This window comes from Brevundimonas sp. GW460-12-10-14-LB2, assembly GCF_001636925.1.
GTDB lineage: Bacteria > Pseudomonadota > Alphaproteobacteria > Caulobacterales > Caulobacteraceae > Brevundimonas > Brevundimonas vesicularis.
Map to the genome: position 1 here is coordinate 2,984,915 of NZ_CP015511.1, position 21,191 is coordinate 3,006,105.

General features: G+C 66.8%; 22 protein-coding genes. 11 read left to right on the plus strand and 11 right to left on the minus strand.

The annotated features are described in order from the left end of the window. Positions 1-6: 6 nt before the first annotated feature. Both A4249_RS14740 and A4249_RS14745 read right to left on the minus strand, forming a co-directional pair. Positions 7-567: a NifU family protein gene (locus A4249_RS14740; RefSeq protein WP_066553987.1), complete on the minus strand. Its 561-nt coding sequence runs from the start codon at positions 565-567 to the stop codon at positions 7-9. 49 nt (positions 568-616) lie between these two features. Next, complete coding sequence (locus A4249_RS14745) at positions 617-2,179, minus strand: helicase HerA-like domain-containing protein (RefSeq protein WP_066553998.1); 1,563 nt, start codon at positions 2,177-2,179, stop codon at positions 617-619. A gap of 97 nt (positions 2,180-2,276) precedes the next feature. Between A4249_RS14745 and A4249_RS14750 the strand changes: the two genes are divergently transcribed. Beyond that, the gene (locus tag A4249_RS14750) at positions 2,277-3,410 is read left to right on the plus strand and encodes an AI-2E family transporter (protein WP_066554005.1); all 1,134 of its coding nucleotides are present in this window, start codon (positions 2,277-2,279) and stop codon (positions 3,408-3,410) included. Here A4249_RS14750 and obgE read toward each other — a convergent pair whose 3' ends face one another. The 6 genes from obgE to nepR all read right to left on the minus strand — a co-directional run bounded on the left by obgE (position 3,411) and on the right by nepR (position 8,851). After that, positions 3,411-4,457 carry a GTPase ObgE gene (gene obgE, locus A4249_RS14755; protein ID WP_066554007.1) on the minus strand — a complete coding sequence of 349 codons (1,047 nt, stop codon included), beginning with the start codon at positions 4,455-4,457 and terminating at the stop codon, positions 3,411-3,413. A 52-nt stretch (positions 4,458-4,509) separates the two neighbouring features. Further along, on the minus strand, positions 4,510-5,964 hold the full coding sequence (locus A4249_RS14760) for an NAD-dependent succinate-semialdehyde dehydrogenase (RefSeq protein WP_066554009.1): 1,455 nt from the start codon (positions 5,962-5,964) through the stop codon (positions 4,510-4,512). Between the two features lie 93 nt (positions 5,965-6,057). Next, positions 6,058-6,195 (minus strand): entericidin A/B family lipoprotein, encoded by a 138-nt coding sequence (locus A4249_RS14765; protein WP_017505506.1) that lies wholly within the window; start codon positions 6,193-6,195, stop codon positions 6,058-6,060. Between the two features lie 50 nt (positions 6,196-6,245). Further along, positions 6,246-7,940, minus strand: coding sequence for a sensor histidine kinase PhyK (gene phyK, locus A4249_RS14770; RefSeq protein ID WP_066555304.1), 1,695 nt, complete (start codon positions 7,938-7,940; stop codon positions 6,246-6,248). Between the two features lie 102 nt (positions 7,941-8,042). Then, positions 8,043-8,654: a sigma-70 family RNA polymerase sigma factor gene (locus A4249_RS14775; protein WP_055754558.1), complete on the minus strand. Its 612-nt coding sequence runs from the start codon at positions 8,652-8,654 to the stop codon at positions 8,043-8,045. After that, the gene (gene nepR / locus A4249_RS14780; RefSeq protein WP_066554012.1) at positions 8,651-8,851 is read right to left on the minus strand and encodes an anti-sigma T factor NepR; all 201 of its coding nucleotides are present in this window, start codon (positions 8,849-8,851) and stop codon (positions 8,651-8,653) included. Before nepR ends, A4249_RS14775 begins: the two co-directional genes overlap by 4 nt. Before the next feature lie 203 nt (positions 8,852-9,054). Between nepR and phyR the strand changes: the two genes are divergently transcribed. The 3 genes from phyR to A4249_RS14795 all read left to right on the plus strand — a co-directional run bounded on the left by phyR (position 9,055) and on the right by A4249_RS14795 (position 11,641). Further along, positions 9,055-9,849 (plus strand): anti-anti sigma factor/receiver protein PhyR, encoded by a 795-nt coding sequence (phyR, locus tag A4249_RS14785; RefSeq protein WP_026108480.1) that lies wholly within the window; start codon positions 9,055-9,057, stop codon positions 9,847-9,849. A gap of 337 nt (positions 9,850-10,186) precedes the next feature. Further along, positions 10,187-11,218 (plus strand): NADP-dependent oxidoreductase, encoded by a 1,032-nt coding sequence (locus A4249_RS14790; protein WP_066554014.1) that lies wholly within the window; start codon positions 10,187-10,189, stop codon positions 11,216-11,218. 15 nt (positions 11,219-11,233) lie between these two features. Further along, a complete protein-coding gene (locus A4249_RS14795; protein ID WP_066554017.1) occupies positions 11,234-11,641 on the plus strand; it encodes an acyl dehydratase in 408 nt (135 codons plus the stop codon). Between the two features lie 61 nt (positions 11,642-11,702). On the opposite strand, the gene A4249_RS14800 is transcribed toward A4249_RS14795, so the two are convergent. After that, positions 11,703-12,485: a SapC family protein gene (locus A4249_RS14800; protein ID WP_066554020.1), complete on the minus strand. Its 783-nt coding sequence runs from the start codon at positions 12,483-12,485 to the stop codon at positions 11,703-11,705. Positions 12,486-12,602: 117 nt separating this feature from the next. Between A4249_RS14800 and A4249_RS14805 the strand changes: the two genes are divergently transcribed. The 7 genes from A4249_RS14805 (at position 12,603) to A4249_RS14835 (ending at position 18,509) form a co-directional block, all read left to right on the plus strand. After that, the gene (locus tag A4249_RS14805; RefSeq protein ID WP_066554022.1) at positions 12,603-13,091 is read left to right on the plus strand and encodes a Fur family transcriptional regulator; all 489 of its coding nucleotides are present in this window, start codon (positions 12,603-12,605) and stop codon (positions 13,089-13,091) included. 2 nt (positions 13,092-13,093) lie between these two features. Beyond that, positions 13,094-13,984: an alpha/beta fold hydrolase gene (locus tag A4249_RS14810; RefSeq protein WP_066555307.1), complete on the plus strand. Its 891-nt coding sequence runs from the start codon at positions 13,094-13,096 to the stop codon at positions 13,982-13,984. A gap of 79 nt (positions 13,985-14,063) precedes the next feature. Continuing rightward, on the plus strand, positions 14,064-14,729 hold the full coding sequence (locus A4249_RS14815; protein ID WP_066554025.1) for a nicotinate-nucleotide adenylyltransferase: 666 nt from the start codon (positions 14,064-14,066) through the stop codon (positions 14,727-14,729). A gap of 144 nt (positions 14,730-14,873) precedes the next feature. Next, positions 14,874-15,308, plus strand: coding sequence for a ribosome silencing factor (rsfS, locus tag A4249_RS14820; protein ID WP_082064315.1), 435 nt, complete (start codon positions 14,874-14,876; stop codon positions 15,306-15,308). Between the two features lie 139 nt (positions 15,309-15,447). Beyond that, on the plus strand, positions 15,448-15,912 hold the full coding sequence (rlmH, locus tag A4249_RS14825) for a 23S rRNA (pseudouridine(1915)-N(3))-methyltransferase RlmH (RefSeq protein WP_066554030.1): 465 nt from the start codon (positions 15,448-15,450) through the stop codon (positions 15,910-15,912). Between the two features lies 1 nt (position 15,913). Then, positions 15,914-16,993: a murein hydrolase activator EnvC family protein gene (locus tag A4249_RS14830; protein ID WP_066554033.1), complete on the plus strand. Its 1,080-nt coding sequence runs from the start codon at positions 15,914-15,916 to the stop codon at positions 16,991-16,993. 139 nt (positions 16,994-17,132) lie between these two features. Then, the gene (locus A4249_RS14835) at positions 17,133-18,509 is read left to right on the plus strand and encodes a S41 family peptidase (protein ID WP_066554036.1); all 1,377 of its coding nucleotides are present in this window, start codon (positions 17,133-17,135) and stop codon (positions 18,507-18,509) included. A gap of 40 nt (positions 18,510-18,549) precedes the next feature. Here the strand turns inward: A4249_RS14835 and A4249_RS14840 are convergent, their stop codons facing one another. Beyond that, positions 18,550-19,722, minus strand: a complete 1,173-nt coding sequence (locus A4249_RS14840; RefSeq protein WP_066554039.1) for a carboxynorspermidine decarboxylase — start codon at positions 19,720-19,722, stop codon at positions 18,550-18,552. A 13-nt stretch (positions 19,723-19,735) separates the two neighbouring features. Then, positions 19,736-20,941 carry a saccharopine dehydrogenase family protein gene (locus tag A4249_RS14845; protein WP_066554042.1) on the minus strand — a complete coding sequence of 402 codons (1,206 nt, stop codon included), beginning with the start codon at positions 20,939-20,941 and terminating at the stop codon, positions 19,736-19,738. Between the last annotated feature and the right edge of the window lie 250 nt (positions 20,942-21,191).

The window sequence follows — 21,191 nt, forward strand, 5'->3', positions numbered from 1 at the left end:
TCCGGATCAGAGGGTCTGCTCGACCCGCGTCACCTCGGGCACATAGTGGCGCATCATCTGCTCGACCCCGGCCTTCAAGGTCGCCGACGACGACGGACAGCCGGCGCAGGCGCCGCGCATCCGCAGGTTCAGAACGCCGGTCGCCTCGTCAAAGGAATCGAACAGGATGTCGCCGCCGTCCTGGGCCACGGCGGGGCGAATGCGGCTGTCCAGCAGCGCCTTGATCTCGGCGACGATCTCGCTGTCGTCCTCGGCATGGCCGTCGGTTTCGCCGCCAACGCCGCGCGTCAGCGCCTGACCCGAGACGAAGTGATCCATGACGACGCCCAGGATCGGCGCCTTCATCTCGGACCACTCCGGACCCTGCGGTTGGCGGGTCACCGAAACATAGTCCGCGCCGAAGAAGACGCCATCGACGCCTTCCAGCTCGAACAAGGCCTCAGCCAGCGGAGAGGCGGTCGCCTCGTCGATGGTGCGATATTCCAGCGCGGCGGTCGGCGACACTTCGCGGCCGGGCAGGAACTTCAGCACGTTCGGATTGGGCGTGGGTTCGGTCTGGATGAACATGGGCGGGAGATGCGCTCGCCCCCGCCGCGTTGCAAGACCCGAGCAGAACCTAGCGCCGCTTCAACCCGCCCAGCAGACCGCGCATCAGCTCGCGGGTCAGGGTCGACCCGGCCGTGCGCAGGACCGACTTGGTCAGGGCCTCGACCGGGGTTTCGCGGGATGACCGACGCGCAGGCTTTGCGGCCTCGCGCGCCGCCCGCGCTTCGGCTTGAGCTTGAGCCTTCGCCTGCGCCTCGGCGGCCTTCTGATCGGCCTTGGCCTGGATGGCGGCGGCCTTGTCGGCCTCGGCCTGCGCCTTGGCCTGAACTTCAGCCTGATCGGCGGCGCTGTGGCGATTGGCCAGGATTTCGGCGGCGGATTCGCGGTTCAGCACCTGCTCGTAAAGGCCCCGCACCGGGCTGGCGGCCATGACGGCGGCGCGCTCAGTATCGGTCGCGGGACCCAGGCGCGAGGCCGGCGGGCGGATCTTGGTGCGGGCCACGATGGTCGGCGCGCCCTTTTCGTCCAGCACCGACACCAGGGCCTCGCCCACGCCCAGACCCTGAATGGCCTCGGCCGTGTCGAAGGCGGCGTTGGCGCGGAAACTCTGCGAGGCGGCCTTCAGCCCCTTCTGCTCGGACGGCGTATAGGCGCGAAGCGCGTGCTGAATGCGGTTGCCCAGCTGGGCCAGGACGCTGTCGGGGATATCGGCCGGATTTTGCGTCACGAAATAGACCCCGACGCCTTTTGACCGGATCAGGCGCACGACCTGTTCGACCTTTTCCAAAAGGGCGCGCGGGGCGTCGTTGAACAGCAGATGGGCTTCGTCGAAGAAGAAGACCAGGCGCGGCTTTTCCGGATCGCCCACCTCGGGAAGCTGCTCGAACAGCTCCGAAAGCAGCCACAGCAGGAAGGCCGCATACAGGCGCGGACTGTTCATCAGCCGGGTCGAATCCAGCACATTGACCTGGCCCCGGCCGTCCAGACCGACGCGGATCATGTCTTCCAGTTTCAGCGCCGGTTCGCCGAAGAAGGCGTCGCCGCCCTGCTGCTCGACCTGCAACAGTGCACGCTGGATGGCGGCGATGGAGGCGGGGGCGACGTTGCCGACCTCGCGCCCGATCCGCTCGGCGTTCTCACCGACATAGACCAGCAGGCTTCTCAGATCGTCGAGGTCCAGCAGCAGCAGACCTTCCTTGTCCGCGACGTGGAAGACGACGGTCAGCACGCCCTCCTGCACGTCGTTCAGGTTCAGCATCCGCGCCATCAGCACCGGACCGATTTCCGACACGGTGGTGCGGATCGGATGTCCCTTCTGCCCGTACAGGTCCCAGAAGACGGTGGGGGCGGCACGCGGCGTCAGGGTCAGGCCCATCTCCGTCGCGCGGGCGACCAGCTTCTCGTTGGGCGCACCGACCTGGGAGATGCCCGACAGGTCGCCCTTCACATCGGCGCAGAAGACCGGCACCCCGGCGTCGGAAAAGCCCTGGGCCATGATCTGCAGCGTGACCGTCTTGCCTGTCCCGGTCGCGCCGGCGACGACGCCGTGGCGGTTGGCGCGGTTGAACAGCAGGTTTTCCGGCTGGGCGGCGTCGGACTGGCCGAGGAACAGGCCGGGCAGGGCGTCGGGCATTGGGGTCTCCCATGGGGCTCGGGCAAAGGTCTAGCGCGTTCCCCGCGCGCTCGGAACAGCGATTGACGGCGACGGCGGGCGGTTCGACAACACGGTCATGAAAAACCCCATCGCCACGCCGTCCTGGGTCGCCGCTCGCAATGCCCTCGGCGTCATCGCCACGGTGGCGGCCGGGGCGGCGATCTACTGGCTGCGGGACATCCTGACGCCGCTGGCGATGGCCATCTTTCTCCTGATCATGATCGACGGAGTGAAGCGGTCGGTCGAGGCGCGCACGCCCTTGAACAGCCGCATGGCCGGGATCGCGGCCCTGACGCTGGTGGTGCTGGCCTTCTTCGCCTCCATCGCCATCATCGTGAACGGGGCGGCGGGCTTCTTCGGCGAAGCGTCCGGCGTATCCCAGAACATCGGCCCGCGCATCGATCAGATCATTCGCGACGCCTACGGGCTGGTGCGCCTGGCCAATCCGCCCACGGCGCAGGATCTGATCAACGGCGTCGATGTGCGCGGCTGGCTGACCTCCATGGCTTTCCAGGTGCAGGGCATCGCCTCGGGCGCCTTCTTCGTCCTGATCTATCTGGGCTTTCTCCTGGCCTCCCAAGTCGGCTTCCGGCGCAAGATCGTCGCCATGTTCCCGTCGGAGGCCCAGCGCGACGAGGCGGTCGCGGTGTTCCAGCGCGTGCGCGGCGGGGTCGAGGGCTATATCTGGGTGCAGTCGGTGACCGGCGCGATGATCTGCGTCGTCGCCTGGATCCTGATGCGGGCCGTCGGGCTTCAGAACGCCGAGTTCTGGACCTTCGTCATCTTCATCGTCGGCTTTATTCCCGTGCTGGGCGGGGCCGTCGCGGGCCTTGCGCCGCCGCTGTTTGCCCTGGTCCAGTTCGAAAGCTATTGGCCCGCCGCCATCCTGTTGGTCGGTTTGCAGGTGATCCTGTTCGTTGTCGGCAACTTCATCCAGCCGCGCATGCAGGGCGACAACCAGAACATCGACCCGGTCGTGGTGCTGCTGGCCCTGGCCTTCTGGGGCAAGCTGTGGGGCGTGGTCGGCATGTTTCTGTCCACGCCGCTGGCGGTCATGGCCATGGCGATCCTGGCCGAGTTCAAGGGCTCGCGCTGGATGGCGATCCTGCTGTCGGGCGACGGCGAGCCCTATGCGAACGAGGGCAAGACGACCGACAAACCGAAATCGACCCGCCGCAAGCCCAAACCGGTGCCCGAAGCGGAGGCCTGATCAGGGCTGCCAGCCGCTGATCTGGTCCGCGTCGCTGTCGCCGGCCAGGGCGCCGCGCGTCTTCTTCACCTCGGCCCAGGCCGCGCGAAGCAGGGCGGGTACGCCCTCGCCCGACACGCCGGACACCAGCATGGGACGGCGACCGGCGACGGCCTCCAGCTCGGCGGCCTTCTCCTCGCGCGCCTCGGGCGTCAGGGCGTCGATCTTGTTCAGGGCCAGGATCTCGGCCTTGTCCGCCAGACCCTCGCCATAGGCTTCCAGCTCGCCCCGGATGATACGGTAGGCCTCGACCACGTCGTCCTGGGTCCCGTCGATCAGGTGGATCAGGCTGGCCGAGCGTTCGACATGGCCCAGGAACCGCGTGCCCAATCCCGCGCCCTCGCTGGCGCCCTCGATCAGGCCGGGAATGTCGGCGATGACGAAACGCTCGGACGGCGACAGGTCCACCATCCCCAGGTTCGGGGCCAGGGTGGTGAACGGATAGTCGGCGATCTTGGGCTTGGCGGCGCTGGCGGCCGACAGGAAGGTCGACTTGCCGGCATTGGGCAGGCCCGCCAGACCGATGTCGGCGATCAGCTTCAGCCGCAGCCAGATCCAGCGTTCCTGACCGTCCTGGCCGGGGTTGGCGTAGGTCGGCGCCTGATTGGTCGGCCCCTTGAAGCGCACATTGCCCCAGCCGCCGTTGCCGCCCTTCAGCAACAGCTCCATCTTGCCGGGCGTGTCCATGTCCAGCAGGACGGTTTCCTTGCCCTCATCCAGCACTTGGGTGCCGACGGGCACCTTCAGATGCACGTCTTCGCCCTTGCCGCCGTGCATCTGGCGCCCCTGGCCATGGTGGCCGGTCTGGGCCTTGAAATGCTGCTGATAGCGATAGTCGATCAGGGTGTTCAGACCGTCGACCGCCTCGATCCAGACATCCCCGCCCTTGCCGCCGTCGCCGCCGTCCGGCCCGCCGTTCGGAATGAATTTCTCGCGTCGAAACGACACGGAGCCCGCGCCGCCGTTGCCGGAGCGGATATAGATCTTGGCCTGGTCGAGGAACTTCATCGCGGGCTTATGCCGCAGAAGCGCGGCGAATTACAGGCCCGGCGACCCGGCGCTATTTCAGCGCCAGCGTCACCGTCTTGACGTCCACATATTCGTCGATGCCGTGGATCGAGCCTTCGCGGCCATAGCCCGACTGCTTGACCCCGCCGAACGGGGCGACAGCGGTGGAGATCAGGCCGGTGTTGACCCCGCACATACCCGCCTCGATCCGGCGGCTGAATCGCATCGCCCGGTCCAGATCGCGCGTGAACAGATAGGAGGCCAAGCCATAGTCGCTGGCGTTGGCCTTCTCCAGCGCCTCGTCCTCGGTGTCGAAGGCGAAGACGGGGATCATGGGGCCGAACGTCTCTTCCTCGCGGAACAGGGCGTCGTCGCCGCCCAGGGTCACGGTCGGCTGGAAGAAGCGGCCGCCCAGATCGTGACGCGACCCGCCGGTCAAGACCCGGCCGCCGTCGGCCTTGATCGCCGCCACATGTTTTTCGACCTTGTCGATGGCCTTGTCCTCGATCAGCGGCCCGACCTTCACGCCGTCGTCGAAGGCGGGACCGACCACGATCTTGGCCACCTCGGCGGCCAGTTTCTCGGCATAGGTTTCGGCGACCGACCGCTCCACATAGACGCGGTTCGGACAGACGCAGGTCTGGCCCGAGTTCCTGAACTTGCCCTTGATGGTTTCGTCGACCGCCAGATCCAAATCGGCGTCGGCGAAGACGATCAGGGGCGCCGCGCCGCCCAGCTCCATCGACACCCGCTTCAGCGTTTCGGCGCATTGCTCGGCCAGCTTGCGGCCCACGCCGGTCGAACCGGTGAAGGACAGTTTGCGAATGTCCGGGCTATCGGTCAGCGCCTTGCCGATGGTGGCGGCGTCCCCGGTGACGATCGACAGGGCGCCTTTCGGCAGGCCAGCTTCATAGGCCAGTTCGGCCAGGGCGATGGCGGTGAAGGGCGTCTGGCTGGCCGGCTTGACCACGGCGGTGCAGCCTGCCGCGAAGGCCGGCCCCAGCTTTCGCGTCAGCATGGCGGCGGGGAAGTTCCAGGGCGTGATCAGGGCGCATGGCCCGACCGCCTCGCGATAGGTCAGGATCAGATGTCCCAGCGGACTGTCCTGAGTCTCGCCGATCAACCGTTCGGCCTGGCCGGCGAACCATTTCAGGAAACCGTTGGCGTAGGTGACCTCGCCCTTGGCCTCCTCGAACGGCTTGCCGTTTTCCAGCGCCATCAGGGCGCCCAGACCCTCCAGATTGTCGTCGATCAGCGCCGCCCATTTGCGCAGGAAGGCCGCACGCGCGTGCGGATCGGATCGCGACCAGGTCTTGAACGTCTCGCTCGCCGCCGCGATGGCCTGTTCGGTCTCGGCGGCGCCCAGATCGGGGACATGGCCGATCACATCGCCTGTCGCCGGATCATCGACGGCGATGCCGCCGCCGTTGGCCGGAATGGCCTTGCCGGCGATCAGGGCGTGCTGGCGTAAGATTTTGAGGCCGGCGTCGCGGGCGGTGTGGTTCACGGGATGGCTCCTATCGCGGTCCTGAAACGAACAAGGCCCCGACGATGCGGGGCCTTGCCGGTCGAATGCTGCAGCCTGGGCTGCGGCCGTCGATTAGTTCTTGGCGTCTTGGGCGGCGCCGGTCACGGCCTGGCCGGCGGCCTGGGTGTCGCGGCCCACGCCTTCAACGGTGTTGCAGGCGGCGGTGGTCAGGGCGGCGGCGGCGGCGACCAGAACGAAAATCTTGCGCATAGGGGAAGCTCCAGGGTTGGCCGGGGTGAAACTCCGCCGGTCTCGCCTCATCAACGCGACGCCAGCGCTGCGGTTCCGGGCGTCTTGTCCGCCGGATCGACCGGCGCGAGCGCTTCTGGCGTGGCGAAGATCATGCGGGCGATGGTGCCGCCGCCGGGCGGGGTGGCGAACTCGGTCTCCCCGCGCAACTGTTTGGCGAAGGCGCTCATCAGGGTGCGGCCCACCCCGACCTCGGCGCCGGCCTGGGCGCCGGGCCCGTTGTCCTCGACTTCCAGAACCGATTTCTCGCCCTGGACGCGGAAGCGCACCTTCAGCTCCCCGCCGCTGCCGGCGAAGGCGTGCTTCTGGGCGTTTGTCACCGCCTCGACCAGCCACAGCGCCAGGGGCGCCAGTTTGTCGGGATCGACGTGCAGAGAATCGGCGTCCACCGAACTGATGACCACCGGTCCGCGCCCGGCCTCGCTGGCGACCAGTTGCCCCACGAGTTCGTTCAGGAACTCGCGCGCATCGGCGTGGCGAATGTCGTTGCTCTGATACAGGGTGCGGTAGATCAGGGCCAAGGCCGAGATGCGCTGGCGCGTATCACCCAGCGCCGCCTTGGCCGGCGCATCGGTCAGGGCGCGCTGCTGCATCGACAGCAGGGACGAGATGATCTGAAGGTTGTTCTTCACCCGGTGATGGATTTCGCGCATCAGCGCGTCCTTCTCCGCCAGAGCGTCGGTCAGTTCGCGGTCACGCACGGTGATGGCCTCGGCCATCTCGTCCAGGGTGCGCGCCATGGTGCGGATTTCGGACGGGGCGTTCATCGCCTGCAGCGGACGCACCGAGAACCGGCCCTTGGCGTAGATGGCCGCGACCCGCTCCAGATAATCCAGCCAGCGAATGAAGATCCGCTCCGACAGCAGCATCACCGCCGCGAACGCCGTCAACCACGCGCCCAGCGGCAGCAACAAGGTGCCGATCGGATTAAGCCGCGCCCACGACAGCCACCCCGGCGCCGGGGCCGACAGCAGAGCATAAAGATCGCCGCCGGCCAGGGCCGCGCCCGCATAGTCGCGGCGCTGGTTCTGCGCATCCTTGGCCTCGAACACGGCCGATCCCTGGTCGCGCGCCCGGTCGACCCAGCCCGCGATGTCGTCGCCGGCCGACAGTTTGAACACGTCGGGATCGCTGGCCGTCAGAATACGACCCGCGCCGTCGGTCAGGGCGGCTTGAGCGCCCGACGGCAGCGCGGCGTCCGTGACATCGGGTTGCAGGGCGGAGAAGGGGATCACGGCGACCATAGCGCCGTCGAACCGGCCCATCGGCCGCTCGGCGCGTGTGGCCACGATCAGCGCGCCTTCATAGCCGGCGCCATCGGGGGCGCGCATGACGACCAGTTCTTCACCATTGCGCAACCGCTGGAACCAGGTCGCCTGGGCGGCGGGCGCCACGCCGGATCTCACGCCGTCCGCCCGGCCCGAGGCACAGACCGCCTCGCCCGTCGGGCTGACGCGATAGAGACCTTCATAGCCTTCCAGACGTCCGACCAGCGCCGTCAGGCGCGGTGCGCAATACGGGCCGACCGCATCGGGGCTGAGCGCGCGCAACAGCACCTGCGCGCTGTCCAGCTTGGCCTTGGCGCTGGAGGCGCTGCGTTCGGCCGCCAGTTGAAGGTCCACCTGCCGGTCGTCGGCCTGTCTTTGGAAGTCCGCCTGGGTCTGGATCAGGCTCAGCACGAAGATCGGCAGGAGGGCCATGGCCATGGCCGCGCCCAGACGAAAGCGGATGCCCTGAAAGCGATCCGTGCGCCACGTGCGACCGAGCCGCGACCGTGAGGTCTCCCTGGTCGTCTCATTCACCGCAGATCAGCTCCGGGCGCCGGCCAGCCTGTCGGCCTCACCGAGAATCGATCGCATGGCGTCGCCTGCCGCCTTGCCGTCGCGGCCGTAACCGCCCCGTTCCAGGGTGGCTTGCAGCGCACGCCGTGCGCGGCTGACGCGGCTCTTCACCGTGCCGACCGCGCAGCCGCAGATTTCGGCCGCTTCTTCGTAGGCGAAGCCGCCGGCGCCCACCAGGATCAAGGCCTCGCGCTGCTCTTCGGGCAGGGTCTTCAAGGCTTGACGCAACTCGTCCAGAGCGACGGGCGCCTCGGGATCATCCACGGCGACCAGGGTCCTCTCGGCGGCTTCCTGATCCAGTTGCGACTGACGCCACGAGCGGCGCTTCTCGGAATAGAACTGGTTGCGCAGGATCATGAAGGTCCAGGCCTTCATGTTCGTGCCCATCTGATAGCTGGCGCGTGCGTCCCAAGCCTTCATCATGGCGTCCTGCGCCAGGTCGTCGGCTGCGGTCGGGTCGCCGGTCAAGGTCCGGGCGAAGGCGCGCAAATGCGGGATCAGCAGCACCAGTTCGCGCTTGAAGCCCTCGTCGTCGGCCGAGGCGGGTTTGGGAGCGGCCCCCAGGCGTGAAGTGCTCATGCGGCGCCGTCCGAAGCCTTGGCGTCGGCGCGTTTTAGAATGTCGAGAAACTCATCGGGCACGGGTTCGTTGACCACCTCGTCGAACATATGCCGCAGCTTAACGCCGATGGCCTGCTGGCGAAGACGAGCTTCTTCAAGCCCTGCCTCCCCCTTTGGGTCGCCTTTGGCACGAGAGGAGTCTGGAGAATCGATCATAGACAGAGCCAAGCCCACCCAACTGTCATCATGAGAAGATGTCGGTCTCAAACGTCATCCGACCTGCAGGGTTCCTGCATGAACGGCTTTTAATGCTAAAGCTTGTTCGCAGCGGCGGAACCGTGGTGCGAATGCGACGTTTAATCCGTCTACAGCGCCCTTCCCCCGCGGGATTGGGCTATGATTTGTCGGGGACTATCTGAATGAGCCTTCTGGCCAGACTCGCGCCGCATCTTCCTTACGTGCGCCGTTACGCACGCGCCCTGACCGGCGATCAATCCACGGGCGACAACTATGTCCGTGTCGCTCTGGAGGCCCTGGCGGCCGGCGAGCAGCAACTGTCGGCCGATATGACGCCGCGGGTCGCCCTCTATCATGTCTTCCACGCCATCTGGTCCTCGACTGGCGCGCAACTGGAAACCGGCACGCTGGAAACCACGGGCAGCGACGCCTCGCAGCGTCTGTTGCGCATCGCGCCGCGCTCGCGTCAGGCCTTCCTGCTGACGGCCCTTGAAGGCTTCACCCCTTCGGAAGCCGCGCAGATCCTGTCCGCCGATCCGCGCGACGTGGAGCGTCTGATCGCCGACGCCCAAGCCGACATCGACGCCGAACTGGCCACCGATGTTCTGGTCATCGAAGACGAGGCCATCATCTCTGCCGATATCCAGAGCCTGGTGACCGAACTGGGTCACCGCGTCACCGGCACCGCCACGACGCACGACGAGGCGATCGACGCCGTCGCCCGCCACAAGCCGGGTCTGGTTTTGGCCGACATCCAACTGGCCGACGGCTCGTCGGGCATCGATGCGGTCAAGGATATCCTGAAGACCATGGATGTGCCGGTGATCTTCATCACCGCCTTCCCGGAACGCCTGCTGACCGGCGAGCGTCCTGAGCCGACCTTCCTGATCACCAAGCCCTTCCAGCCGGAAACGGTGAAGGCGGCGATCAGCCAGGCGCTGTTCTTCCACCCGTCACGCCAGAAAGAAGCCGCTTAAAACGCGGTCTCCTTCAGGCGCCAAGATCGGCCTCGGTCCCTCGGGATCGAGGCCTTTTCTTTGTTTTGCGCCAGCATCGATGGGCGAAAGTACGAAGTCGCAAAAAAAGCGATCGAGGTCGGGAACCGGCTTCAGGCGCCGTCGTTATCGGTCCGTGGAGGCGGCGACGCCCCCCGACTTGATCTGCGAAAGCCGATCATGCCGCCTCCGCGCCTCATTCTCGATGATGCCACTTCAAAGCGATCCGAAAGGGTCGCTTTTTTCTTGGCGCACACCTCGACCGAGGCCGCCGTCGCGGCCAAGATGGTGGCCAAAGAAAACGCACGGAGAGACGCCAATGGCTTCGACAAGCGGCAAGACGAACCGTCAATGGGTGCTGCGCCAGCGCCCCAAGGGCCTTATCCAGCCAGGCGATCTGGAACTGGTCGAGACGGCCATCCCTGATCTGAAGGAGAACGAGGTGCTGGTCCGCACCGTCTATCTGTCGCTGGACCCGACCAATCGCACCTGGATGAACGATACCGAGGGTTATCTGCCACCGGTCGGCCTGGGCGAGGTCATGCGCGGCCTGACGCTGGGCGTCGTCGAAGCCTCGCGATCCAGCCGCTTCAAGGCCGGCGATGTCGTCATGCCGACCTCGGGCGGCTGGGCCGACTATGCGGTCGTGCCGGAAGGCGGTCTTCGCCCGGTCCACCGTGCGCCAGGCCTGCCGTTGACGGCCAATATGTCGGTGCTCGGCATGACAGGTCTGACCGCCTATTTTGGCGTCACCGATGTGTTGAAGGCCAAGGAAGGCGAGACCATCGTCATCTCGGCGGCCGCCGGTGCGGTCGGCTCCATCGCGGGGCAGATCGCCAAACAGCGCGGCTGCCGCGTCATCGGCATCGCGGGCGGCCCGCAGAAGTGCGCCTGGCTGACCGACGAACTCGGCTTCGACGCGGCCATCGATTACAAGAACGAGGATGTCGGCGAGGCGCTGGACCGTCTGGCCCCCGACGGGGTCGATCTGAACTTCGAGAATGTCGGCGGCGACATCATGATCGCGGTGTTCAACCGGCTGAAGGTCCACGGCCGGATGGCGGTCTGCGGCCTGGTGTCCTCCTACAATGCGACCAAGGCGCCGCCGTCGCCGAACTTCGCGCGCATCATCACCCATCGTTTGCACGTCCAGGGCTTCCTGGTTCTGGACTACGCCCCGCGCGCCCGCGAGATGGTCGCGGAAATGGGCCCGTGGCTGGCGGACGGCCGTGTGAAATGGAAGGTTCACGTCGACGACGGGCTGGAAGGCGCGGTGGGGTCGTTGAATCGCTTGTTCACCGGCGATCACGACGGCAAGCTGCTGGTTCGCGTTTCCGAAGAACCCGCCTGAACCCAAGGTCTGCGCATGAGCGATCCGCTGCACGTCCATTTCGAAGACCTGGAGGTGGGGCAGGTCGTGCCGCTGGGCGCCTGTGCGGTCGATCAGGGGGCGCTGGACGTCTTCGTCGAGCGGTTTTCGCCGGGCTGGGACGTGGCCTACGGCGCGCCGGACGCCATGGTCTATGTGCTGTGGAGCCGTCTCGCGGCCGACAAGTCCGGCGGCTGGGCCCAGACTAAGGTCCTGGCCGTCGATGGGCTGCGTTACATGCGCAATCCCCCGGCGGGCGAACTGCTGCGGGGTCGCATGACGGTGATGGGCAAGGATCCGGTCGGCGACGACAAGGGCATCGTCATCGCATCGCATGACCTGCTGGACGAGGCCGGGCGTCTGGTCTTTTCCTGCCTGACGCGGGCGCTGTTCTCGCGCCGCTGAAACGAAAAACGCCCCGCCGGCGAACCGGCGGGGCGTTGATCGATCTTCGACAGACCGGGTCTTAGTTGACCGAGGTCGGGGCCTGGGCCTGACGCATCACGGCCATGGCGATCAGGCGATCCCAACCGACCAGCGACACCAGGTGGGCGTAGATTTGGCCCAGGGCGCCGTTGTCGCGCAGCTCGACCAGCTTCTCGGCGGGCAGGGCGCGCAGCTTGTCTTCCGACACCGCATAGTATTCGGCCAGCTTCTGCGGCTGACCCGGCGTGCCGTCGGGATTGCGCGGCGTGAAGTGGGCTTCGCGGATGTCCAGCAGGTCCAGATCCTTGACCAGAGCGACGAAGCCCTCGGTGCGCTGGCGCTCCTGTTCGAAGTTGTTGCAGAACTCCATCGCCATGTTCGTGTAGTCGCTGGGCTGGCCGTCGACGAACAGCGGGTTCTGGCCGCCTTCGGCGACGATCGAGGCGCCGCGGTCGATGCACAGGATCAGGCGCTGGTTCTGCTTGTCGTCGGCGAAGACGAACGGATAGCGGCGCACATAGGCCGGCACATAGGCGTCGGCGCGGAACTCGCCGTCCGGCGCGACGAACAGGTTTTCGTTGGAGCTCAGGCCCATCACGACGACCGGCTGGCGGTTCTCGCCGGTGAAGATGATCGGATAGGACAGGGCGGCGGCCGAGAATTCGGTGACCGTCAGCGGCACGATATTGGTCTGGGCCACGAAGGCGTAGGGCTTGTCGCTCGGGTTCACGCCCAGGCCGCCGTGGACGCTCTGATCCAGCGGTTCGGGGTTCGTGTAGAAGAGGACGTTGCCTTCAAGCGGCGAATTGTTCGTGTCGGTCATGAAGCGAGGACGCTCTGGTTAAAGATCGGAGGCGCGCCTTCTAGCCCAACGCCGCGCAACCGGCAAACCCGCGATGCGTCGGTTGCAGTGGGGGTCGCCAGCCATTAGCTGTGGCGTATGGGTTCCGCCTGCGATCACGACCATGACCACTCCGGCCTGAACGGCGGGGCGCTGGACCGCGCCCTGGCGGCGGCCGAGGCGCGCGCGGTCCAGCAGGGCGAGAGGATGACCGCCCAGCGTCGTCGCGTCCTGGCGCTGCTGCTGGAAAGCGGCGAGCCGGTGAAGGCCTACGACCTGATCGCGCGCTTCGGCGAAGACGGCCAGGCCGCCAAGCCGCCGACTGTCTATCGCGCGCTGGAGTTTCTGGAACGGCTGGGCATGGTCCACCGCATCGCTTCCATCAGCGCCTATGTCGCCTGCACCGACGATGGCGAGGCCGCCCACGCGGCCGCCTTCTTGATCTGCGACTGCTGCGGCGCGACGCGCGAGGTCAGCGGTCCGGACCAGAGCGCCATGAACGCCGCCGCCTCAGCCGCCGGCTACGCCATCGCCCGCACGACGATCGAGGCGCACGGTCGCTGCGCCGCCTGTCGCGAAGTCGCATGACCATGGATGCGGCGTTGATGTCCCCACCGCGTCGCCTGTCCGTGCCGATCGACAATCGCTGGGGCGCCGGCGAGATGGCCGTACTGGATTTCGGCGATCCGAACCGGGCGGTCGATCTGATCTTCTCTCACGCCAACGGCTTCAACGCCGCCACCTATCGCAGCCTCTTGTCACCGCTTTCGGCGTCCTTGCGGATCTGGGCGCCGGATCTGCGCGGCCATGGCCGATCGGCCCTGCCGACCTTCGCGCGACCCAAGACCAGCTGGCTGGACCACCGCGACGACCTGCTGGCGCTGCTGGAGGCCATCGACGGCCCGCCCGTGGTCATGGCCGGCCATTCTATGGGCGGCACGGCCTCGCTTCTGGCGGCCTCCGTCCGGCCGGATCGGGTGTCCAGCCTTGTGCTGTTCGATCCGGTGATCTGGAAACGCTCGGCGGTCTTCGCCTTCAACCTGCCCTTCGCCCACAAACTGATGAAGGCCATCCCCATCGCCAAGGCCACCCTGCGCCGTCGCAGCCAGTTCGACAGCCGCGAACAGGCCATGGCCGCCTATCGCGGGCGCGGCGCCTTCAAGGGTTGGCCCGACATGGTTCTGGCCGACTATCTGTCCGAAGGCCTGAACGAAGGCGACGGCGGGTTCAGCCTGACCGCCGCGCCGGCCTGGGAGGCGGCCAACTACGCGGCCCAGGCGCACGATCCGTGGCGGGCCATGAAACGCTATCCTGGGCCGGTTCGCATCCTGAAGGCCGAACACGGCGCCCTGACCCATGTGCCGGTTCAGCCCCGCGGCCTGCCCAATGTCTCGGTCGAGGTCGTGTCCGGCGGCGGGCACCTGTTCCCCATGACCCATGCCGACGTAGCCCGCGACGCCCTGTTCGACGCGGCGGTCTGAGAACGAATTCTGTAGGCGGAACATTGGCGCGCGCTATAAGGGCGCCGCTGAGCATAACGCCCGCCGCCCGAGACGCCGCTTGTCCTTCTTCCACGCCGGTCCCGCGCCCAAAGGCGCCGGCCCCCGCTCCGGGGCGCTGCGCGACGGTTTGATCCTCGCTCCAGGCATGAAAGTCGGCCTGTTCGGCGGCTCTTTCAATCCCGCCCACGACGGTCACGCTCATGTCGCCGAGACCGCCATGCGGCGTCTGGATCTCGACCGCGTCGTCTGGCTGGTCTCGCCGCAGAACCCCCTGAAGGACGCCCGTCACAGCGCGCCGCTGGCGGACCGCATGGCCTCGGCGCGTCAGCATGCGCATGGTCCGTCTATGATCGTCTCGGACTTCGAAAGCCGGGCCGGCGTCGCTTGGACCGTCGACACCCTGCGCCTTCTGGTTGCGCGGCATCCCGGCGTGCATTTCGTCTGGCTGATGGGGTCGGACAATCTGGCCAGCTTCCACCGCTGGAGAGGCTGGACCGACATCATGCGGCTGATGCCGGTGGCGGTCATCGCCCGGCCGGGTTCGCTGCTGGACAGCCGCACGGCGCCGGCCGCCGCTCGCTTCGCCGGTTTCCGCATTCCGGCTCAGCAGGCGGGGCTTCTGCCGACGCTTCAGGCCCCCGCCTGGACCTATCTGACGGCGCCGCTAAACCCCCTGTCGTCCACGGCGATTAGGACCGGCGGAGGCGTGCGCGCGACCTCGTGATCGCCGGATGATTCGGGCGGCGGTTCACGTTGCGGCCCATCCGTGCTAGAGGGCTTCTTTAGTCAACGCTCCCGGAGCCCTCCGCTGACCCCCTCGCCCGCGTATGATACGCAAGACGCCGCCGTCTCGAATACGGCGCACGAGATGGACCCTATCGAACCTCTCCATTCCGAAGACGGCTTTGAATCCGACGCCTCCCCGCGCGGCTTCGATGATTCCGCTCCCCGCCCCGTCGGCTCCACGCCGCTGGAAGAAGCCCTGCTGAGCCGCCTCGACGAGGACAAGGCCCAGGACATGGTCCTGATCGACCTGAAGGGCAAAAGCGCCATGGCCGACACCATGATCGTGGCGTCGGGTCGTTCGCACCGTCACGTCGGCGCCATCGCCGACCACCTGCTGCGCACGCTCAAGGAACAGGGGCTGGGCAAGGCCAAGGTCGAGGGCCTGCCGCACTGCGACTGGGTTCTGATCGACGCCGGCGATGTGATCGTGCATCTGTTCCGCCCGGAAGTGCGCACCTTCTACAACATCGAAAAGATCTGGGCGGTCGATTCCGCTCACCGCATGGTCCGCGACTAGAGCATGATCGTTTTGGAAGGAACCGCTACGCGGTTCCGACATAAGCGTGAATCATGCTCTCGCTTAGATTTGGAGCCTGATTCACGGCTTCAGAGGAATCGCGAAGCGATTCCTCCTCACCCGATCAGGCTCTAGCACCATGAAGCTGAGCATCGTCGCCATCGGCCGACCGGGCCGGGGGCCTGAAGCGACGCTCGCCGACGACTACGCCAAGCGCGCCACCCTGTCGGGACGCGCGCTTGGCCTCGGTCCCCTCGAACTGATCGATCTGGAAGCTCGCAGACCCGGCAAGGCGCCGGAGGCTGAGCTGATCTTGGCTGCCGCAGAGGGCGCGCACCTGATCGCCTGCGACGAGCGCGGCAAGACCTATTCCTCGCGCGCCTTCGCCGACCACATCGCCAAACTGCGGGATCAGGGCGAGCGTCGCCTGGTCTTCGCTATCGGCGGGGCGGACGGGCTGGACGCCAGCGTGCGCGAGGCCGCGTCCTCGACCCTGGCCTTCGGTCCCCAGACCTGGCCCCACGCCCTGGCGCGCGCCATGCTGGCCGAACAGTTGTATCGGGCCGTGACCATCCTGGCCGGATCGCCCTATCATCGCGACTGACATGCGTCGCGCCATACCCTTATCGCTGGCCCTGCTGACGGGTTTCGTCTGCGCCGCCCCGGCGATGAGCAACCAGGCGCCCGAGAGCGAACTGTCGCGCATCCAGGCCGAATACCGCGACGAAACGGTGCGCGCCCGTCGTCTGCGCGCTGACGCCGACGCCGCCAAGACCGAACTGGCTCAGTTGGAGCGCCGCCTGGCCTCGCTGCGGGCCGACGAACAGACCGGCGACCGTCAGATCGACGATCAGCGCGCGCGCCTCCAGCAACTGACCGAACGCGAGGCCGAACTGGTCACGGACCTGGCGCGTGAGCGCGGCGCCCAGGGCCGTCTGCTCAGCGCGCTGCAGATGATGAGCCGCCGGCCGCCGCCGCCCTTGCTGGTGCCCGCCGACAAGGCCATCGACACGGTGCGCGCCTCCATCCTGCTCAAGGCCATGACGCCGGATCTTGAAAGCCGCGCCAAGGTGCTCGCCGCTCGTCAGGCCGAGATCATGCGCATCCGCCGCCTCGCCGTCCTGTCCTCGGAGCGACTGCTGACGACCGAGAGCGAGCAGGGCGACCGGCGCGGCGAGATCGAGGGGCTGACGGCGCGCAAGACCGCCCTGACCGCCGTTCTGAACGCTGAGGCCCGCGCCGCCGAACGCGCCGCCGCCGTGCTGGAGCGCCGCATCCGCGAACTGGGCGGCGCGGTCCCGACCACCCAGGCCGAAGAGACGCCGACCGCTCGCCTTCCGGCCGGACGCGGTCGCCTCAGTTCGCCCGTCGCCGGCGCGCCCAGCCAGACCTGGGGCGCTGGAACCTCTGGCTGGCGCTGGCGGGCGGACCGCGCGGCCGTCACCGCGCCCGCCGACGCCAAGGTGGCCTACGCCGGGCCGCTGACTGGGTGGGGCAATGTCGTGGTGCTGGACCTCGGGCCCGGCTGGCGCGCCGTCATCGCCGGGTTGGAAAGCGTCGATGTCGGCCCGGACGCCCGGGTCTCGGACGGCCAGACCCTGGGGCGCAGCGGCCCGGACGGCGATGTCTATTTCGAACTGCGCCGCGACGAACGGCCGATCGATCCGGGACCGTGGTTGCGTTGAACCCGCAATAGTCCTTTGCATTCTCGTCTGACGCTGATTTTATCGGCGGGACGCCGCGTCGCCACGATTTGGTCGTGAGGACGGGGCCTTAACCTTCCCACGGGCGCCCACAGTGATCGGCCCGACCGAAAGAGACCGAATGCGTAAACTGCTCCTCGTCGGCTGCGCCGCTCTGGTGCTCGGCGGATCCGCCGCTGCTGTCAGCAGCCAGACCCCGCGAAACGAAACTTTCCGCATGCTGGAGCTGTTCGGCGACGTGGTCGGCATCGTCGAGCAGGCCTATGTCGTCCCTGTCGACAACAAGAAGCTGATCGAGGCCGCGCTGGCCGGTATGATGACGGCGCTGGACCCGCACTCCAACTATCTGCCGCCCTCCAACTACGACGACCTGCGCGAACGCACCGAGGGCCAGTATTCGGGCGTCGGCCTGACCATCAGCGCCGACGGCGGCATGGTGAAGGTCATCTCGCCGATGGACGACAGCCCCGCCGCCAAGGCCGGGGTCCAGGCGGGCGACGTGATCTCTTCGATCGAGGGCCAGAACGCGGCGGGACTGACGGTCAGCCAGGTGTCCGAGAAACTGCGCGGCGCCGTGGGCACCAGCGTCAAGGTGACCTTCCTGCGCGACGGCTCCGATCCGCTGGAAGTGACCCTGACCCGCGAGGTCATCAAGGTCCAGTCGGTCACCGGCCGGGTCGAGGGCGACTTCGGTTATCTGCGCGTCTCGACCTTCAACGAGAACACCGGCCGCGAGCTGAACGAGGCCATCGCCAAGATCAAGGCCGAGAAGCCGGGGGTGAAGGGCTATGTCCTGGACCTGCGCAACAACGGCGGCGGCCTGCTGAACGCCGCCATCGACGTGTCCGACGCCTTCCTGGAACGCGGCGAGATCGTCAGCCAGCGGGGCAGGAAGCCCGAGCAGATCCAGCGCTATTCCGCCAAGCCCGGCGACATCACCGGCGGCCTGCCGCTGGTCGTCCTGGTCAACTACGGCTCGGCCTCGGCGTCGGAAATCGTCGCCGGCGCCCTGAAGGATCATCAGCGCGCGACCATCGTGGGCCTGACCAGCTTCGGCAAGGGTTCGGTCCAGACCGTGATCCCGCTGCGTCAGGGTCAGGACGGCGCCTTGTCGATCACGACCGCGCGCTACTACACCCCCTCGGGCGCCTCGATCCAGAAGATCGGCATCGAGCCGGATCTGGAAGTCGCCCGCAACGAGGCCGAGGCCCGCATCGTCTCGCGCTCCAGCTTCATCTATTCCGAGGCCGCCTACGCTACGGCCCTGGACGCCTCCATCGGCGCCGAGCGCAAGGGTCCGCACACCCCGCGCGAAGCCCCGGGCGAAAAGTTCGACAAGGACAAGGACTATCAGCTTCAGCGCGCGCTGGACGTCCTGCGCGCCGGCGGCGACCTGTCGAAACTGTCGGCCCCGCCCGAAGGCATCGTCGTCACCGAGCCGGGCTCGACGCCCAAGCCCGACGCCGAACCGACGGCGGACGAACCGAAAGACGAATAGGTCAGGGAAGGGCGGCGCGGGCCGCCCTTTTTCTTTGCGATCAGGACAGGCGGTCGCGGAAGGCCGAATAGTCGAACGCGCGCACCGTTCTCAGCGCATCCGTCTGGGAGTTCCACAGCACGATGGACGGCAGCGGGACGCCGTTGAAGGTGTTGGTCTTCACCATCGAATAGTGGGCCTGGTCCAGAAACGCGATCCGCGTCCCCGGCGTCGGCCGCTCGGCGAAGACGTAGTCGCCGATGATGTCCCCGGCCAGGCACGACGGCCCGCCCAGCCGCACCGTCACCCCATGTTCGGACTCTTTCAGCAGCGCGGGGCGATAGGGCGCCTCGATCACATCGGGCATATGGCAAGTCGCCGAGATGTCGGTGATGCCGATGGGCATGCCGTTGTCGAACACGTCCAGCACCTCGCCGATCAGGATGCCGGCGTCCAGCGCCACGGCCTCGCCCGGCTCCAGATAGACCTGAACTCCGTGCCTGGCCTGCAGATCGCGCACGAAGGCGATCAGATCGTCGGTCTGATAGTCGGCGCGGGTGATGTGGTGCCCCCCGCCCAGGTTCAACCATTTGATCCCGCCCAGCAGCGGCGCCAGCTTGGGCTCCACCGCCGCCCAGATGCGCGACAGCGGCTGGAAGTCCTGCTCGCACAGCGCATGGATATGCAGACCATCGACGCCGACCAGATGGTCGGCCGTCAGCTGCGACACCGGAAAGCCCAGACGCGAACAAGGCTGGGCCGGGTCGTATTTGGCGACCTCGCCTTCGGAATGTTCAGGGTTCAGCCGCAGGCCGATCTCAAACACCTGCCCGTCAGCCCGGGCCTTGGCGATCAGATCGGCGAAACGGGCGATCTGGGCCGGGTTGTTGAAGATGACGTGATCCGACAGACGCAGGATCTCGGGCAGGTCCTGCGCCGTATAGGCCGGCGAATAGGTGGTCAGCTCGCCCTTGTAGAACTCGCGCGCCAGCCGCGCCTCCCATAGGCCCGAGGCGCAGACCCCGTCGAGGTATTCGCCCACCACATCGGCCAGCGACCACATCGAAAACGCCTTCAGCGCCAGAAGCACGCGCGCCTCCGCTCCGTCGCGCACGCCCTTCAGCACGGACAGATTGCGACGGATGGCCGCCTCGTCCACCACGAAGGCGGGCGAGGCGACGCGGTTCAGGTCGAAATGCGCAAAGGCGCCCGGATCGCCGGCCTGGGTCTGCATTCAGTCGGTCCGATCAGAAGTCCAGAGGGGCGTCCAGATCCTGAACCTTCCACGGCAGGCCGTGCTTGTTCAGCATGTCCATGAAAGGATCGGGGTCCAGTTGCTCCATGTTGAACACCCCGTCGCCCTTCCACTGGCCCGTCACCATCAGGGCCGCGCCGATCATGGCCGGCACGCCGGTGGTGTAGCTGACGGCCTGGTTGCCGGTCTCGGCATAGGCCTCTTCGTGGTCGCAGATGTTGTTGACGTAGACCGTCTTCTTGACCCCGTCCTTCAGGCCGGTGGCGATGACGCCGATGTTGGTCTTGCCCTTGGTGATCGGACCCAGCGAGGCCGGCTCGGGCAGCAGGGCCTTCAGGAACTCGATCGGAATGATCTCGCGGCCCTGGAACGACATCGGCTCGATCGAGGTCATGCCGATGTTTTCCAGCACCTCGAGGTGCTTCAGATAGCTGTCGCCGAACGTCATCCAGAAGCGGATGCGCTTAATCTCGGGATAGAACTTCGCCAGCGATTCCAGCTCCTCATGGTACATGAGGTACATGTTCTTGGGACCCACGCCTTCGAAGTCGAAGGTCTGCTTGTGGCTCAGCGCCGGGCCTTCGACCCACTGGCCGTTCTCCCAGTGACGCGAGTTCGCCGTCACTTCGCGCAGATTGATCTCGGGGTTAAAGTTGGTCGCGAAGGGCAGGCCGGTGTCGCCGCCGTTGCAGTCCAGGATGTCCAGCGTCTCGATGGAATCCAGCAGGTGCTTCTTGATGTAGGTGGTGAAGACCGAGGTCACGCCGGGGTCGAAGCCCGAACCCAGCAGCGCCATCAGGCCGGCGTCCTTGAAGCGGTCCTGATAGGCCCACTGCCACTTGTATTCGAACTTGGCCTCGTCGCGCGGCTCGTAGTTGGCGGTGTCCAGATAGTCGACGCCGGCGGCCAGGCAGGCGTCCATGATCGATAGGTCCTGATAGGGCAGGGCCAGGTTCACGACCAGTTCGGGCTGCACCTTCTGGATCAGCGCCGTGGTCGCCGCCACGTCATCGGCGTCGATGGCGGCCGTGTCGATGTCGACGCCGAAGCGCGACTTCACGGACTGGGCGATCGCGTCGCACTTGGACTTGGTCCGGCTCGCCAGGGTGATATGCGAGAAGATGTCCGCGTTCATCGCCATCTTGTGGACGGCCACCGAACTGACGCCGCCTGCGCCGATAACCAGCACCTTGCTCATCTGTGCTTCTCCCGAAGTCTGAAACCCTGGCGACAACGCCGCCCCTATAAAGGGCGCGGCTCTTAGCACGATGATGACAATCCGCTAAATCCCTGCGCCGATATTGGCTCTTATAGCGTGACCGGATCGCTCCGGTTGCCTTTGTAAGGTTTTTCCGCCATAAGCCGCCGCTTCCGACGCAAGTGAACCTGCGTCTCCACCGGGACGACCCTCATTTCGATGAGACGAGCCCGGCGAGAACCCTCCGCCG

Excerpts from the sequence above, each read along its gene's own strand:
- A4249_RS14740 (WP_066553987.1), bottom strand. The coding sequence starts at position 567 with ATGTTCATCCAGACCGAACCCACGCCCAATCCGAACGTGCTGAAGTTC.
- A4249_RS14750 (WP_066554005.1), top strand. The coding sequence starts at position 2,277 with ATGAAAAACCCCATCGCCACGCCGTCCTGGGTCGCCGCTCGCAATGCC.
- A4249_RS14795 (WP_066554017.1), top strand. The coding sequence starts at position 11,234 with ATGAGCGATCCGCTGCACGTCCATTTCGAAGACCTGGAGGTGGGGCAG.
- A4249_RS14845 (WP_066554042.1), bottom strand. The coding sequence starts at position 20,941 with ATGAGCAAGGTGCTGGTTATCGGCGCAGGCGGCGTCAGTTCGGTGGCC.
- phyK (WP_066555304.1), bottom strand. The coding sequence starts at position 7,940 with ATGGCCATGGCCCTCCTGCCGATCTTCGTGCTGAGCCTGATCCAGACC.
- rlmH (WP_066554030.1), top strand. The coding sequence starts at position 15,448 with ATGAAGCTGAGCATCGTCGCCATCGGCCGACCGGGCCGGGGGCCTGAA.
- A4249_RS14765 (WP_017505506.1), bottom strand. The coding sequence starts at position 6,195 with ATGCGCAAGATTTTCGTTCTGGTCGCCGCCGCCGCCGCCCTGACCACC.
- A4249_RS14800 (WP_066554020.1), bottom strand. The coding sequence starts at position 12,485 with ATGACCGACACGAACAATTCGCCGCTTGAAGGCAACGTCCTCTTCTAC.
- A4249_RS14835 (WP_066554036.1), top strand. The coding sequence starts at position 17,133 with ATGCGTAAACTGCTCCTCGTCGGCTGCGCCGCTCTGGTGCTCGGCGGA.
- A4249_RS14805 (WP_066554022.1), top strand. The coding sequence starts at position 12,603 with ATGGGTTCCGCCTGCGATCACGACCATGACCACTCCGGCCTGAACGGC.
- A4249_RS14790 (WP_066554014.1), top strand. The coding sequence starts at position 10,187 with ATGGCTTCGACAAGCGGCAAGACGAACCGTCAATGGGTGCTGCGCCAG.
- A4249_RS14775 (WP_055754558.1), bottom strand. The coding sequence starts at position 8,654 with ATGAGCACTTCACGCCTGGGGGCCGCTCCCAAACCCGCCTCGGCCGAC.
- phyR (WP_026108480.1), top strand. The coding sequence starts at position 9,055 with ATGAGCCTTCTGGCCAGACTCGCGCCGCATCTTCCTTACGTGCGCCGT.
- A4249_RS14830 (WP_066554033.1), top strand. The coding sequence starts at position 15,914 with ATGCGTCGCGCCATACCCTTATCGCTGGCCCTGCTGACGGGTTTCGTC.
- A4249_RS14840 (WP_066554039.1), bottom strand. The coding sequence starts at position 19,722 with ATGCAGACCCAGGCCGGCGATCCGGGCGCCTTTGCGCATTTCGACCTG.
- nepR (WP_066554012.1), bottom strand. The coding sequence starts at position 8,851 with ATGATCGATTCTCCAGACTCCTCTCGTGCCAAAGGCGACCCAAAGGGG.
- rsfS (WP_082064315.1), top strand. The coding sequence starts at position 14,874 with ATGGACCCTATCGAACCTCTCCATTCCGAAGACGGCTTTGAATCCGAC.
- A4249_RS14745 (WP_066553998.1), bottom strand. The coding sequence starts at position 2,179 with ATGCCCGACGCCCTGCCCGGCCTGTTCCTCGGCCAGTCCGACGCCGCC.
- A4249_RS14810 (WP_066555307.1), top strand. The coding sequence starts at position 13,094 with ATGGATGCGGCGTTGATGTCCCCACCGCGTCGCCTGTCCGTGCCGATC.
- obgE (WP_066554007.1), bottom strand. The coding sequence starts at position 4,457 with ATGAAGTTCCTCGACCAGGCCAAGATCTATATCCGCTCCGGCAACGGC.